The following is a 15928-nucleotide window of genomic DNA, read 5'->3' as shown; positions in this document are numbered from 1 at the left end:
AACCGGGGGAACGGCGGGGCTCGGGGCGCGCACGGCGTTGTGGTCGGCGGACTGCGCCTGCGCTTCGTCTGCGGCGCCGGACGGTCTGCCGTGTCCTCCCCAAGATACCCATGGACTCACAACTGATCAGTATATAAAGAAAACCGGCGCGCGCCATGGCGTCCCGATCGGGACACCCATGGCACGCGCCGGTCCATGCGTGCGGACGTGCGGACGTCAGCGGCGAGCGGACGACAGACGCGCCACGCCGGCGGCCACCGCGACGGCGACGACGGCCTTGACCACGTCGCCGGCCACGAAGCCCATCGAGGCAAGCGCCACCGCGGCGAGCGGGGCCCCGGTGAACGCGGACTGCACGAGGAATCCGAAGGCGTAGACCACCACGACGCAGCCGGCGAGCGCGGCGGCGAACAGACGCGCCAGACGCAGCGGCAGCGCGGCGGCGGAATCCGGGGAACCCTTGAGCGCGGCGGTGAGCACGGCGCCCGGCAGGAAGCCGATGAGGAAGCCGGCGCTCGGGCCGAGCAGCGCGGCGGTGGAGGCGCCGCCGGCGAACACCGGCAGGCCCGCGGCGCCGGCAGCCAGATACAGCGCCACGGCGGAGCCGGCCTCGCGCCAGTTCAGCGTGAGCGCGGCGAGCATCACCACGAACGTCTGCAGCGTGATCGGCACCGGCGTGCCCGGGATCGGGATCTCGCCCGCCGCGGCGGCGCCCCAGAGCAGCAGCGCGAACAGCGCCACGCGGGCGACGGGGGCGACGAGACGGCCGGCGGAGGCGGATCGCCCGGACAGGACGGTGGACGGCGACGGAGTATGTGCGGACATGGGCGGGTTCCCCTTTCCCGGTACGAGACGGCCGGCGGGCGCCGGCGCGTTGGGCCCATCCTACGGACGCGGGGGCCGCGGACGCGTTTGTGGGATCCCACAAATCGCGGCGACGTTTTTTGTGCGCCCCGTCCATGACCGCCCGAACACCGACGGCATAGGTTGGGGATCATGACCGTATTCACTATGCCGCTCAGCGCGCGCGCCGCCGACGCGTTCCGCTACATGGACGAGGTGGACTCCACCAACGTCAGGTTGCGCTCATGGTGCCGCGGCGACGCCGAGGGCTCGGCGTTCATGGCCGCGCTCGCCGGACCCGCGTCGGCCGCGACCGCCGCTCCGACGATCGGCATGCTCGCCGCCGGCGCGCAGACCGCGGGACACGGACGTCTGGGGCGCGCGTGGACCGACCGTGAGGGCGAGTCGTTCGTCGCGTCGTTCCTGGTGCCGCTGCCGCGCGCGCTCGTCTACGGCGCGGCATCCGGCTGGCTGACCATGGCCGCCGGTCTGGCCGCGCTCGCCGGACTGCACGATGCGCTGCCGGGCGACGCGCTGGACGCGAGGCCGGAGCTCAAGTGGCCGAACGACGTGTACTGCGGCGGGCGCAAGCTCGGCGGCATCCTCACGGAGGCGCAGGATCTGCCCGACGGCCGCGTGGGCTTCGTCGTCGGCATCGGCCTCAACCTGGCCATGGACGCCGCCGCGCTGCCGACGCCCGAATCGACGGCGCTCAACCTGCACGTGGCCGGCGGACAGGCCGGGGCGCTGCCGGACTTCGCCGTGCTGCGCGACCGCATCGGCGCCGGCATCGTGCGCGCGCTGCGCCGGGAGCTGGAGCCGCTGGCCGAGGCCGCGGCCGCGCGGGACGGGCGGCGCCTCGCCGACGCCGTGCACGCGATGCGCGAACGCTACGTCGCGGCTTGCTGGACGCTGCACCGTCCGGTCGAGGCGCGGCTGACCGACGGCACGGTCGTCTCCGGCGTCGCGGAGGACGTCGCGGACGACGCCGCGCTCATCGTGCGCGACGCGCATGGGGAGCGGATCGCCGTCCGCACCGGCGACGTGGGCGTGCTGCCGGTCGACGGGGTCGACGAGAGCGACGGGAATGCGGGGAACGACACGAACGACGGGGAAGGGAACGCATGAGGAAGCTGCTGATCGCCAACCGCGGCGAGATCGCGCTGCGCGTGGTGCGCACGGCCCGGGAGATGGGCATCGCCACGGTGGCCGTGTACGCCGAACAGGACCGCGACGCCCAGTACGTGCAGATGGCCGACGAGGCCTATCTGTTGCCGGGCGACACGTACCGCGACACGTATCTCAACGAGGATCTGCTCATCGATCTGGTGCACCGCTCCGGCGCCGACGCCGTGCACCCCGGATACGGGTTCCTCTCCGAGGTGGCCGAGTTCGCCGCCAAGGTGAAGGACGCCGGCGCCAAGTGGGTCGGCCCGGATCCCAAGGCGCTCACCGATCTCGGCGACAAGATCACCGCCAAGCGCGTCGCCAGGGCCGCGCGCGTGCCGGCCGTGCCGGGCATCGCCGAGCCGGTGACGGAGATCCGCACGCTGCTGGACTTCGCGCATACGCACGGCTACCCGATCATGATGAAGCGCACGGACGGCGGCGGCGGGCACGGCATCACCGTGGTGCGCAACGACGACGAGCTGCGCGGCTTCTACCTCAACCACGACGCGCTGCAGGGCGGCGACCTCAAGGAGTACTTCGTCGAGAAGTTCATCGACAGGGCCCGCCACGTCGAGACGCAGTCCGGCCGTGACTCGCACGGCAACTTCACGGTCTACTCCACGCGCGACTGCACCGTGCAGCGCCGCAACCAGAAGCTCATCGAGGAGGCGCCCGCGCCGTTCCTCACCGAGGACGTGCGCCGCCAGCTGGTCGGCTATTCCCGCCACCTGTTCGAGCAGGTGGACTACGTGGGGCTCGGCACCTGCGAGTTCATGGTCACGCCGACCGGCAAGGTCTACTTCCTCGAGGTCAACCCGCGCCTGCAGGTGGAGCACACGGTGAGCGAGGAGGTGTCCGGCCTTGACCTGGTGCGCGAGCAGCTCGTCATCGCCGACGGCGGCACGCTCACGGAGGCGCCCGCGCCGCGCGGCCACAGCTTCGAGCTCAGGATCACCTGCGAGGACCCGGCCACGAACCTCACGCCCAGCTCCGGCACGATCACCGCGCTCAGCTGGCCGTCCGGCCCCGGCATCCGCATCGATTCGGGCGTGGAGGAGGGCGACACCGTCTCCCCGAAGTTCGATTCGATGATGGGCAAGCTGGTCGTCACCGCGCAGGACCGCGAGGCCGCCGTGGCGCGCGTGCGCCGCGCGCTCAGGGAGCTGAGGATCGAGGGCGTGCCCACGCCGGCCAGCCTGTTCGCCAGGATCTTCGCGGACGACGCCTTCACCGCCGAGCACGGGCATCCGTTCGACGTGTCCACCAAGTGGCTGGAACGCACCTACCTCAACCGCCGCCCGCAGGCGCTCAACACCGGCCAGCCCGCGTCGCTGGGCACGCCGGCGGCCGAACCGGAGCGTCCGGCCAGCGAGACCTTCGTGATCGAGGTGGACGACCGGCGCGTCAAGCTCACCGTGCCGCAGGAGATCGTGGACGGCCTGACCGGCTCGCCGCGCTTCCAGGGCGTGGGCGGGCGCCGACCCACCCAGCCGCTGCGCGGATCCGGGCTGCACGGCGCCGACCCCGCGGTCCGCCGCGGCGACGAGGCCAAGTCCGGCGTCATCGCCTCGCCGATGCAGGCCGTGGTGACGCGCATCAACGTCGCCGAGGGCGAATCGGTGGCCAAGGGCGACCTGCTCGTGGTGCTCGAGTCCATGAAGATGGAGAACTACGTCTACGCGCCGGTGAAGGGCACGGTCACCAAGATCTTCGTCTCGCCGGGAGACGGCGTGGAGGCCGGCGCCACGCTGGTGACGCTCGACGTGACGGCGTCCGGTCCGGCGTCCGCGCCGGAACCGAAGGACGCGTCCGAACCGAAGGAGGCCGCATGACCGACATCATCAGCGCTCCCGCCACGCGGCGGGCCATGGCCGGACAGGACGGGCGCCGGACGGCGCCGCGGCCGGACGGCGACCGCCAGCCGCTGCGCCGGGCCGTGGTGCGCGCCGCCGAACTGGCGCGCGACGCCGAGGAGCACGCCCGCAGCCGCCAGCATGCCAAGGGCAAGCACACGGCGCGCGAACGCCTCGACCTGCTGTTCGACTCCGGCACGTTCGAGGAGATCGGCCGCTTCGCCGGCGGCAACATCAACAACGGCGTCGCCGGCAGCGCGGTCATCACCGGCTTCGGCAAGATCTACGGGCGCAAGGTCGGCGTCTACGCGCAGGACTTCTCCGTCAAGGGCGGCACGCTCGGCGCGGCCGAAGGCGCGAAGATCTGCCATCTCATGGACATGGCGCTGAGCCTCAAGGTGCCGGTCGTGGCGATCGTGGACTCGGGCGGCGCGCGCATCCAGGAGGGCGTCGCTGCGCTCACCCAGTACGGGCGCATCTTCCGCAGGACCTGCGACGCCAGCGGGTTCGTGCCGCAGATCTCCCTGATCCTGGGGCCGTGCGCCGGCGGCGCGGTGTACTGTCCGGCGCTGACGGACCTCATCATCATGACCAAGGACCATTCGAACATGTTCGTCACCGGCCCGGATGTGGTCAAGGCGGCCACCGGCGAGACGATCAGCATGGACGAGCTCGGCGGCGGCTACGTGCACAACGCGGTGTCCGGCGTGGCGCACTACCTCGCCGAGGACGAGTCCGACGCGATCGACTACGCGCGCACCGTGCTCGCCTACCTGCCGACCAACAGCGACGAGCAGCCGCCGGTCTACGCGTTCGGGACCGGACGCACCGAGCGCGAGGCCGCCAAGCGGCTCGCGTCCATCGTGCCGGACAACGACCGCCAGCCCTACGACATGCTCGAGGTGATCCGCGCGATCGTGGACTACGGCGAGTTCGTGCAGGTGCAGGAGCTGTTCGGCGCGTCCGCCGTCGTCGGCTTCGCGTGCATCGACGGACATCCGGTGGGCGTGGTGGCCAACCAGCCCAACGTGCGCGCCGGCATCCTCGACGTGGACTCCTCGGAGAAGGTGGCGCGGTTCGTGCGGCTGTGCGACGCGTTCAACCTGCCGATCGTCACGCTCGTGGACGTGCCCGGCTACAAGCCCGGCAGCGACCAGGAGCACGCGGGCATCATCCGCCGCGGCGCCAAGGTGATCTACGCCTACGCCAACGCGCAGGTGCCGATGGTCACCGTCGTGCTGCGCAAGGCGTTCGGCGGCGCGTACATCGTGATGGGATCGAAGGCCATCGGCGCGGATCTGAACTTCGCGTGGCCCACCTCCCAGATCGCCGTGCTGGGCGCCACCGGCGCGGTCAACATCATCCACCGCAAGGACCTGCTCAAGGCCAGGGAGGCCGGCAAGGACGTGGCCGCGCTGCGCGCGCAGCTGGCCGAGGAGTATGAGCGCACCACGGTCAACGCCAACCTTTCGCTGGAGATGGGCGAGATCGACGCGATGATCGACCCCGAGCAGACCCGCGAGGTGATCGAGGAGTCGCTGCGCACGCTCGCCTCCAAGCGGCGCGTGCGGCGCACCGCCAAGCACCACGGCAACCAGCCGCTGTAGCCCATCCATCGAACCATCCATCGAACCGTGAACCCGAAGAACCCACAGAATAAAGGAACATCGATGACAGACGCATTCTTCCTCACCCGCCTCGCCCGCCAGCCCCACGCGCTGGCCTTCGCCGGGCAGTCCACCCCGTGGCCGGTCGCGCTCGCCGACCAGCTCGCCGATCCCGCGCTCGAGGCCTCGCTGCGCGGTCACGCGGCCGCCGCCCAGGCGCTGCTCTCCCCGGTGGGCGCCGAGCTGCTCGCCACCACCGGACGCCCGGTCGATCTGTTCGGCTTCGAGCCGAACCCGGCGCGCCTCGGCGCCGCCGCCGACGCGCCGGCCAGCGTGCCCGGCATCGCGCTGTCCCAGCTGGGCGCGCTGCTCGACGCCCGCGCGCTGGGCTACGACGTCGCCGCCGCCAAGCCGCTCGCCGTGCTGGGCCACTCGCAGGGCATCCTCGCCGTGCACATGGTGCGCGCCATCCAGGCCGCCGGCTCCTTCGAAGCCGCCGCCGGCGCCATCGACGAGATTCTCGCGATCGCCACGCTGATCGGCGTGGCCGGCACCCGTCAGGCGCGCCAGCTGGCGCTGCACTCCCGCAGCGGCGAAGCCACGCCGATGCTGAGCGTCAAGAACGCGTCGCGCGCCCAGATCGACGCGCTCATCGCCCGCGTCGTCAAGCCGCGCGGTCCCATCGCCATCGCCGTGACCAACTCCTCCAGCCATTACGTGCTGTCCGGCTACCCGGAGGATCTGGGCGCCTTCGAAGTGGAGGTCGCCAAGGAGCACCGCAGGCAGCAGGCGCTGCGCGACGAGAAGGTGCGCGGCGGCCGCGTGTTCGATCCGACGCTGGAGTACCTTGACGTGACGCTGCCGTTCCACTGGCCGCTGATGGCGGATGCCGTAGAGCAGGCCGTGTCGTGGGCCGCCGAGTGCGGCATCGACACCGACCATGCCCGTGCGCTGGCCGACGAAGTGCTGCTCAGCCACGTGGACTGGGCGTCCCGCGTGCGCGAGGCGCTGGCGGCCACCGATCCCGCTTCGCTGTGGGTCGTGGACTTCGGCCCCGGCGCGACGGTCGGCAAGCTGCTCGCCACCGTGGCGCAGGGCACCGGCGTGGGCGTGGTGGATGCCTCCACCTCGGCCGCCCGCGCGGCGCTGTCCACGCAGGAGGCCGATCCGGCGCGCACCCAGAACTGGACGCGGTTCGCGCCGCGCGTGGCGCACACGCCCGCCGGAGACAAGGTCGTCACCGCGTTCAGCGAGCTGACCGGCAAGCCGCCGGTGCTGCTGGCCGGCATGACGCCCACCACCGTCGAACCGGAGATCGTCGCCGCGGCGGCCAACGCCGGCTACTGGGCCGAGCTCGCCGGCGGCGGCCAGGTGACCGCCGAGGTGTTCGATCGTCATGTGGCCGGCCTTGAGCGGGAGCTCGAGGAAGGCCGCACGGTCGAGTTCAACGCCATGTTCATGGACCGCTACCTGTGGAACCTGCAGTTCGGCGCCAAGCGCATCGTGCCGAAGAAGCGCGCGTCCGGCGCGCCGATCGATGGCGTGGTCGTCTCTGCCGGCATCCCCGAGCTGGACGAGGCCGTTGAGCTCGTGCATTCGCTGAACGCCGACGGCTTCCCGTACGTGTGCTTCAAGCCCGGCACGGTCGACCAGATCCGCGCCGTCGTGCGCATCGCCAAGGCCGTCGCTCCCGTCAAGGTGATCGTCGAGGTCGAGGGCGGCGCCGCCGGCGGCCACCACAGCTGGGAGTCGCTGGACGATCTGCTCGTCTCCACGTATGCCGCGGTGCGCGAGCAGCCGAATCTGGTGCTCGTCGTCGGCGGCGGCATCGGCACGCCCGAGCGCGGCGCCGACTACATCACCGGCGCGTGGTCGCGCCGCTACGATCTGCCGGCCATGCCGGTGGACGGCGTGCTGGTCGGCACGGCCGCGATGACCGCCAAGGAAGCGCATACGAGCCCGCAGGTCAAGCGCATGCTCGTCGAAACCCCCGGCATTCCGGCCGATGCGGCGAACGACGATCCGTTCGCGCCGATCGGCGAGCAGTGGGTGCCGAGCGGCAAGGCCGTGGGCGGCGTGAGCTCCGGCCTGAGCCATCTGCATGCCGACATCTACGAGCTGGAGAACGCGTCCGCGCGCTGCGGCCGTCTGCTCGTGCGCGTCATGAAGCACCCGGAGGAGCTCGACTCCCGCCGCGACGAGATCATCGCCGCGCTGAACGCCACCGCCAAGCCCTACTTCGGCGATCTTGAGACCATGACGTACCTCGACTGGGCGAAGCGCTTCGCCGAGCTGTCGTTCCCGTGGGCCGACCCGACCTACGCCGACCGCTTCCTGCACCTGCTGCAGCGCATCGAGGCGCGCGTGCGCGATCAGGAATCCGGCGAGTTCGCATCCCTGTTCGCCGGACGCGAGGACGTGGAGGCCGATCCGAACGCCGCCATCGCGCGTCTTGCCGAGGCGTACCCCGCCGCAGCCACGACTCCGGTCGTGTCTGCCGACGTGGCCTGGTTCCCCGTGCTGGTGCGCGAATACCCCAAGCCCATGCCGTTCGTGCCGGTCATCGACAACGATCTGCTGCGCTGGTGGGGTCAGGACCAGCTGTGGCAGTCCGAGGATCCGCGCTATTCCGCCGATTCCGTGCGCATCATCCCCGGCCCGATCTCCGTGGCGGGCATCACGAGCGTCGATGAGCCGATCGCCGCGATCCTCGGCCGCTTCGAGCAGGCGATGGTCGAGCGCGTTTCCTCCGTCGTCTCGGGTGAGCAGGCTTCCTCCGTCATCCTGAGCGAGCGCGTTTCTTCCGTCGATCAGGGTAGGCAGGCTTCCTCCGTCGCTCAGGGTGAGCAGGTCTCTTCTGTCATCCTGAGCGAGCGAGTTTCCTCCGTCATCCTGAGCGAGCGCAGCGAGTCGAAGGATCTCCCCGCAGACGGTCACGGATCCTTCGACTCCGGCCTGTCGGCCTCCGCTCAGGATGACGGGGAAGGAGCCGCGGCTTCCGCTCAGGATGACGGGGAAGGAGCCGCGGCTTCCGCTCAGAATGACGAGAAGGGTGCCGTGGTCTCCGCTCAGGGCGACGGCGAAGCATTCTCCACGCTCGGCGACGCGCAGTCCGCCGAGGACTTCATCCGCAAGAGCCCGAACATCTCGTGGGTGGGCCACGTAACCGCCAACCCGGCATACGGCACGAAGCTCGGCGACCGGCAGTACGAGATCCGCAAGGTCGCCGATACCGACCGCGGCGAGCTGTTCGACCTCGACATCCATCTGGACACCTACTGGGACAACGATCCCGACGGCGGCGCCGGCAAGCACGCCGTGCGCGACATCGTCATCCCGCTGCTCGTGGACGGCACCGAGACCGGACGCATCCCCGTCGTGGACCGCGTCACGCTGCCCAAGCACGTCTACGCGATGCTCGCGGCGACCGCAGGCATCGGCAACACCGCCATCACCGGCGACAAGCTCGACGCGATGCCGCAGATCGTCAAGGACGAGAACGACGCCGAAGCGCCGTTCGGCCGCGCGCACGCCGCATACACGCTGTCCGCGAACCTCGGCTTCGACCATGAGGCGGCCACCGGCGGCGCGCTGCCGCTGAACCTCGTCGCCTCCCGCATCGCGCCCGACGCGCTGGTCGGCCCGGCGTGGCCCGCCATCTACGCGGCGCTCGGCTCGGTGTACGTCAACGGCTTCCCGGTGATCGAAGGCCTGCTCAACGCCGTTCACCTCGACCACCTCATCGCGCTGGAAGTCACCGAGGACGAGCTGCTCAAGCACGTCGGCGAGACGATCAGCCTCACCAGCTGGGCCGAGGACTACCTCGAGTCCGCCTCCGGCCGCGTGGTCACCATCCACGTGGAGCACACCGCAGCCGACGGCACGCTGCTGGCCCGCGAAACCGAGCGCTTCGCCATCCGCGGCCGCGCCTACTCCGACGCGCTGCCGCCCGAAGCCCCCGACTTCGGCGGCATCGACGCGGACGTGCTGGACACGCCGCGCCGCCTGCTGCGCCGCGTCAAGGTCACCGCGCCCGACGAGATGACCGCGTTCGCCCGCACCTCGGGCGACTTCAACCCGATCCACACGTCGCACCGCGGCGCGCACGTCGCCGGTCTCGCCGCGCCGCTCGTGCACGGCATGTGGCTGTCCGCCACCGCGCAGCACGCCGTGCAGGCCACCGACGACAAGGGCGCCCACTACGAGATCGCCGGCTGGACGTACAACATGTACGGCATGGTCCAGCTGGGTGACCAGGTGGAGATCTCCATCGAGCGCGTCGGCAAGGTCAACCATGGCGGCATGGTGCTCGAAGTCACCAGCCGCATCGACGGCCAGATCGTGTCCCGCGGCACCGCCGTGGGGCGCGCGCCCAAGTCCGCGTTCGTCTACCCCGGTCAGGGCATCCAGAAGCAGGGCATGGTGCTCGACGAGCGCGCCAGGTCCGCCGCCGCCCGCGAGGTGTGGGAGCGCGCCGACAAGCTCACGCGCAGCAAGCTCGGGTTCTCGATCCTCGCCGTCGTGCGCGACAACCCGAAGGAGCTCACCGCCAACGGCGTGACCTACCGCCACCCCGAAGGCCTGCTCAACCTCACGCAGTTCACGCAGGTGGCGCTCGCCACCGTGGCGTTCGCCCAGACCGCGCGCCTGCGCGAAGCCGGCAGCGACATCTGGCCCGCCTACTTCGCCGGCCACTCGCTGGGCGAATACAACGCGCTGAGCTCGTTCGCCGGCATCATTCCGCTGGAGACGGTGCTGGAGCTCGTGTTCCACCGCGGCTCCACCATGCATCATCTCATCGAGCGCGACGCCCAGGGCCGCTCCAACTACCGCATGGGCGCCCTGCGTCCGAACCAGTTCGGCGTGGGCGACGACGGCGTGAAGGACTATGTGGCGTCGGTCGCCAAGGCCAGCGGCGAGTTCCTGGAGATCGTCAACTACAACCTCGCCGGCCAGCAGTATGCCGTCGCCGGCACCATCGCGGGCCTCAAGGCGCTGCAGGCGGATTCCAACCGCCGCGCCAAGGAGGCGGGCGGCAAGCCGGCGTTCATGCTGGTGCCCGGCATCGACGTGCCGTTCCACTCCACGCTGCTCAGGAAGGGCGTGCCGGAGTTCCGCGACAAGCTCGACGCGCTGCTGCCGAAGCACATCGACTACCGCGGACGTCTGGTCGGCCGCTACATTCCGAACCTCGTGGCGTCGCCGTTCGAGATGACCCGCGAGTTCGCGGCGAAGATCCTCGACGTGGTGCCGTCCGAGCGCATTCGCGAGGCGCTGGAGAATCCGGCCGTGTGGGACGAGTACGCCGCCGACGACCAGAAGCTCGGCCGCCTGCTGCTCACCGAGCTGCTGTCGTGGCAGTTCGCTTCCCCGGTGCGCTGGATCGAAACGCAGGCGCTGCTCTTCGGCGATGAGAACGCCGGCGGACTCGGCGTGGAGGAGTACGTGGAGGTGGGCCTCGGCAATGCGCCGACGCTGGCGAACCTCGGCGCCAAGACGCTCAGGCTGCCGGACTTCAAGCACCGCCATGTCACCGTCTACAACGTGGGCCGCGACGAGGGCCGCGTGTACATGACGGATTCGGATTCGCTGGTGCCTGACGAGGAACCAGAGGAGACCGCGGCGCCCGCCGCTGCCGCTGCCGCTCCCGCGCCGGCGGCCGCCGCTCCTGCCGCTACTCCCGCTGCTCCCGCCGCGCCCGCTGCCGCGCCTGCGGCCCCCGCTGCCGGTTCGGCCGTCGCCGAGCTCGGCTCCGTCGGAGGCCCCGTGGACGACCTGCCGTTCAAGGCGTCCGACGCGATCGGCGTGCTCATGGCCTACTCGACCAAGGTGCGTCTGGACCAGATCGGCGCCAACGACACCACCGATACGCTGACCAACGGCGTGTCCTCGCGCCGCAACCAGCTGCTCATGGACATCAGCTCCGAGCTGGGCGTGGCGAGCGTGGACGGCGCGGCCGAGGCGACGCTGACGCAGCTGGCGCAGATCGTCAACAAGGCTGCTCCGAACTACAAGCCGTTCGGCGCGGTGCTGTCCGAAGCGATCCGCGATCGCTTCCGCGCGCTGTTCGGCGCCGCAGGCGTCAAGCCGGCGCACATCCGCGACCGCGTCACCGGCGTGTGGCAGCTCGGCGAAGGCTGGGTGTCCGCCGTGACGGCCGCGCTGCTGCTCGATACCCGCGAGGGCACCAGCTCCCGCGGCGGCGATCTGGCCAAGCTGCCTACGGGCGCCGTGGCCAATGCCGCCGCCGCCGACAAGCTCATCGACGATGCCGTGGCGCTGGTCGGCCAGACCAAGGGCGTTGCCGTGTCCAAGCCGTCGTCCGGCGCCGGCGCAGGCGGCGCGGTGGTCGATTCCGCCGCGCTCGACGCCTTCGCCGAGAAGGTCACGGGCGCAAACGGCGTGCTTGCCGCCACTGCGCGCTTCGTGCTCAACGAGCTGGGCGTCGCCGCGCCCGCTCCCGAGCCCGGCGAGGACGAGAACGCCGCCGTCGTGGCGGCCGTGGACGCCGAGCTCGGCTCCGACTGGCCCAAGCAGGTCGAGCCGCGCTTCGACGCCAACAAGGCGATCCTGTTCGACGACCGCTGGGCCAGTGCCCGCGAGGATCTGGCGCGTGCGTTCTACGATCGCAACGCCGACCTGCTGCGCGGCAGCTTCCTTGGCCTTGGCAAGGCCGTGGCCGACGAAGCGCGCTGGTTCGCTGAGCACGTCGACGCTGCCGATGCCGACGCTGCGGCGCTGCGCCAGGCATTCGAGCGTGTCGCCGCCGAAGCCCTTGAGCCGGAATCCGCCGAGGCGGCTGCCTCCCGCTTCGCCGGCGACATCGCCGTGGTCACGGGCGTTGCGCCCAACTCCATCGCCGCGCAGGTCGTCAACGGCCTGCTGGCCGGCGGCGCCACGGTCATCGCCACGTCGCACAGCTTCCGTCCGTCCGTCAAGGCGTGGGCCAAGCAGACCTACCGCGAGCATGCGACCGGCGACGCCAAGCTGTGGCTGGTGCCGGCCAATCTGTCCAGCTTCCGCGACGTGGATGCGCTGACGGACTGGGTCGGAACCGTGCAGAAGAAGGTGAACGGCGCTTCCACCACCATCCTCAAGCCCGCCTACGAGCCGAGCCTGTTCTTCCCGTTCGCGGCGCCGCCGGTGCACGGCACGCTCGCCGACTCCGGCGCGCTGTTCGAGTCCCAGGCGCGTCTGATGCTGTGGGGCGTGGAGCGCGCCATCGCGGGCCTCGCGGCCATCGGCGCCGACACCGACGTGCAGCATCGCCTGCACGTGGTGCTGCCCGGCTCGCCCAACCGCGGCGTGTTCGGCGGCGACGGCGCATACGGCGAGGTCAAGTCCGCGTTCGATGCGATCGTCAACCGCGCCCGCGCCGAACGCGTGTGGTCGTCCCGCGTCACGTTCGCCCATCCGAAGATCGGCTGGGTGCGCGGCACCGGCCTCATGGGCGGCAACGACCCGCTGGTCGACGTGGTGGAGCGTCATGGCATCCGCACGTATTCGACGAGCGAAATCGCCGTCAGGCTGCTTGACCTGTGCACGGCCGATGCGCGTGCCAAGGCCGCTCAGGCGCCGCTGGACGTGGATCTGACCGGAGGCCTCGGCAACGAGCCGATCGACATCCGCGCGCTCAGGGCCGAGGCGATGGCCGATCAAGCTGCGAAGAGCGCCTCCGCCGGCGACGGTGCGGTCACCTCCTCCGTCGGCGAAAGCGATGCCTCTTCCGTCGGCGACGGCGATGCTCCCTCTTCCGTCATCCTGAGCGGAGGCGAAGCCGCAGTCGAAGGATCTCACCCCGCCACGCTCAAGGCGCTGCCCACGCCGCACATCCCGCATCAGGCTGAGGTGGATCTTGCCGACTGGGCGAACGTCACCGCGCGCCCGGAGGACGAGATCGTCATCGTCTCCGTGGGCGAGCTGGGACCGTGGGGCTCCGGGCGCACGCGCTTCGAAGCCGAGCTCGGCATCCACTCCGACGGCACGGTGGACCTGTCCGCCGGCGCCGTGCTGGAGCTGGCGTGGAACATGGGCCTGCTGAACTGGCAGGACAGCCCCAAGCCCGGCTGGTACGACGCGGACGGCAATCTGGTGCCCGAGGAGGACATCGCCGAGCGCTACCACGACGAGGTCGTGGCACGCTCCGGCATCCGCCCGTTCGAAGAGGGCATGGGATCCGACTACAAGGACGGCGCCGACGAAGAGGAGGCCGAGGTCTACCTCGACCACGATGTCGCCTTCGCCGTGCCGAGCAAGGACGTTGCCCGCGAGTACGTCAAGCTCGACGAGGCGCACACGTCGATCGCGCCCGACGCCGAAACCGGCGAGTGGACCGTCACCCGCCACGCCGGCTCGATGATCCGCGTGCCGCGCCGCGCCACCATGACGCGCACGGTCGGCGGCCAGTTCCCGAAGGGCTTCGACCCGACCCGCTGGGGCATCCCCGCCTCGATGGTCGGCGACGTGGACGAGATCGCGCTGTGGAACATCGTGACGACCGTGGACGCCTACCTGTCCGCCGGCTTCACGCCCACCGAGATCCTCGAAGCGATCCACCCCTCGCTCGTGGCCAGCACGCAGGGCACCGGCTTCGGCGGCATGGCATCCATGCGCAAGCTGTACCTCGACCGCTTCCTCAACCACGAGATCCCCACCGACATCCTGCAGGAGGCGCTGCCGAACGTGGTGGCCGCGCACGTCATGCAGTCCTACATCGGCGGCTACGGCAACATGATCCAGCCGGTGTCCGCATGCGCCACCGCGGCGGTCTCCCTTGAGGAGGGCTTCGACAAGATCGCCCTCGGCAAGGCGGACTTCGTCGTCACCGGCGCGATCGACGACATCGGCGTGGAATCCGTGATCGGCTTCGGCAACATGAACGCCACCGCCAACTCCGCCGAGATGTACGGCAAGGGCATCGACGCGCGCTTCTTCTCCCGCGCCAACGACCGCCGCCGCGGCGGCTTCCTGGAATCCCAGGGCGGCGGCACGATCCTGCTGACGCGCGGCGACATCGCGCTGCGCCTTGGCCTGCCGGTGGCCGGCGTGGTCGGCTTCATCCACAGCTATGCCGATGGCGCGCACACGTCCATCCCGGCTCCGGGCCTCGGCGCGCTGGCCGCTGGCCTCGGCGGCCGCGACTCCAAGCTGGTGCGCGACCTCGCGCGCCTTGGCGTCACGCCGGACGACATCGCCGTGGTGTCCAAGCACGACACGTCCACCAATGCGAACGATCCGAACGAGTCCGAGCTGCACAACACGCTGGCGCACGCCATCGGCCGCACCGACGGCAACCCGCTGTTCGTCATCTCGCAGAAGACGCTCACCGGCCACGCGAAGGGCGGCGCCTGCATCTTCCAGGTCAACGGCCTGACGCAGCTGTTCGGCTCCGGCGTGATCCCGGCCAACGCATCGCTCGACTGCGTGGACCCGAAGCTCGCCTGCGACGACCACATGGTCTGGCTGCGCTCGCCGCTGCACGTGGGCAAGGTGAAGGCTGGCCTCGCCACGTCGCTCGGCTTCGGCCACGTCTCCGGCTTCGTCGCCATCGTCAGCCCCGGCGCATTCGAGGCGGCCGTGGCGCACACGGCGGGCGAGGATGCGCTGAACGCATGGCGTGACCGCGCCAACGCGCGTCTGGCCGCGGGTCACCGCCGCCTTGAGGAAGGCATGATGGGCCGCGCGGCGCTGTACGAGCCGATCGAGAACCGTCGCTTCCGCGAGGACGGCACGAAGCTCGCCGACGGCTCGCGCTACAACGCGCACGAGGTCGAGAAGGCCATGCTGCTCGATCCGAACGCGCGCCTCGGCGCCTCCGGCTTCTACGAGGCGTAGCGCCATGGCGTGATGCCGAATGCCGGCATGATCGCGACGCGGGACGGGCGTCCCATGTCACATGCCCATGCGGACCACCGGAATCACGGCGGTTCCACACGGTGCGTGACATGGGACGCCCGTCCCGCGTCGCGTTTGGGGACGGAGAGATGGGATGTTCGCGGGGGAATGCCGCCGTTGCCGCCGCCCGTCTGCGCGCCGCCTCCACACGCGGACGGCGATGATCGCGGGGAGGCGGAGATATCTGCATAGTGAGGGGTAGATTCGGCGATCCGCGGACAGATATCTGCGGAGTCAGGGTGCTCGGCGACCGGCATCGTCTGCTCCACGGCAGCACGAACGGCGTCATTGCAACGATCCGCGTTGGAGACGGCAGGGCCGATACCCGGGATATCCGGCCTAGACGCACCCTGACTCCGCAGATATCTGCCCGCAACACGCGAAAAGTGCCCCTGACTCCGCAGATACCCCGGGCGGACGGCCCGGTATGGGGCCGAATCGTCCGCTCGTCATGCGCCGGGCACGTTCGGGACGGGCGAGCCGCGCGGTGCGGCGCATGCTCGCGGCCGCGCATACCACAATTCCGCGCGGAACACCAGTCTGTTGTTTGCGGGGCCGGTT

At 70.6% G+C, this 15928-nt stretch carries 5 protein-coding genes; 4 read left to right on the top strand and 1 reads right to left on the bottom strand.

What is annotated here, in order from left to right:
- Positions 1–216: 216 nt before the first annotated feature.
- Positions 217–825, bottom strand: a complete 609-nt coding sequence (locus G1C96_RS09645) for a biotin transporter BioY (RefSeq protein ID WP_169276382.1) — start codon at positions 823–825, stop codon at positions 217–219.
- A gap of 171 nt (positions 826–996) precedes the next feature.
- On the opposite strand from G1C96_RS09645, the gene G1C96_RS09640 reads away from it, so the two are divergent.
- From G1C96_RS09640 to G1C96_RS09625, 4 genes are all read left to right on the top strand, one after another.
- Positions 997–1971, top strand: coding sequence for a biotin--[acetyl-CoA-carboxylase] ligase (locus G1C96_RS09640; RefSeq protein WP_169276381.1), 975 nt, complete (start codon positions 997–999; stop codon positions 1969–1971).
- On the top strand, positions 1968–3845 hold the full coding sequence (locus G1C96_RS09635; RefSeq protein ID WP_169276380.1) for an ATP-binding protein: 1878 nt from the start codon (positions 1968–1970) through the stop codon (positions 3843–3845). Before G1C96_RS09640 ends, G1C96_RS09635 begins: the two co-directional genes overlap by 4 nt.
- Before the next feature lie 35 nt (positions 3846–3880).
- Positions 3881–5473 carry an acyl-CoA carboxylase subunit beta gene (locus G1C96_RS09630; protein ID WP_240945203.1) on the top strand — a complete coding sequence of 531 codons (1593 nt, stop codon included), beginning with the start codon at positions 3881–3883 and terminating at the stop codon, positions 5471–5473.
- Between the two features lie 63 nt (positions 5474–5536).
- Positions 5537–15307, top strand: a complete 9771-nt coding sequence (locus tag G1C96_RS09625; protein ID WP_169276378.1) for a type I polyketide synthase — start codon at positions 5537–5539, stop codon at positions 15305–15307.
- The last annotated feature ends 621 nt before the right edge of the window (positions 15308–15928 follow it).

This window comes from Bifidobacterium moraviense, assembly GCF_012932365.1.
Classification (GTDB): Bacteria; Actinomycetota; Actinomycetes; order Actinomycetales; family Bifidobacteriaceae; genus Bifidobacterium; species Bifidobacterium moraviense.
The sequence above is the reverse complement of the archived record's forward strand: the minus strand, read 5'-3'. Positions and strand labels throughout refer to the sequence as shown.

Coding starts and splice junctions, on each gene's coding strand:
- G1C96_RS09645 (WP_169276382.1), bottom strand. CDS start 825: ATGTCCGCACATACTCCGTCGCCGTCCACCGTCCTGTCCGGGCGATCC.
- G1C96_RS09640 (WP_169276381.1), top strand. CDS start 997: ATGACCGTATTCACTATGCCGCTCAGCGCGCGCGCCGCCGACGCGTTC.
- G1C96_RS09635 (WP_169276380.1), top strand. CDS start 1,968: ATGAGGAAGCTGCTGATCGCCAACCGCGGCGAGATCGCGCTGCGCGTG.
- G1C96_RS09630 (WP_240945203.1), top strand. CDS start 3,881: ATGGCCGGACAGGACGGGCGCCGGACGGCGCCGCGGCCGGACGGCGAC.
- G1C96_RS09625 (WP_169276378.1), top strand. CDS start 5,537: ATGACAGACGCATTCTTCCTCACCCGCCTCGCCCGCCAGCCCCACGCG.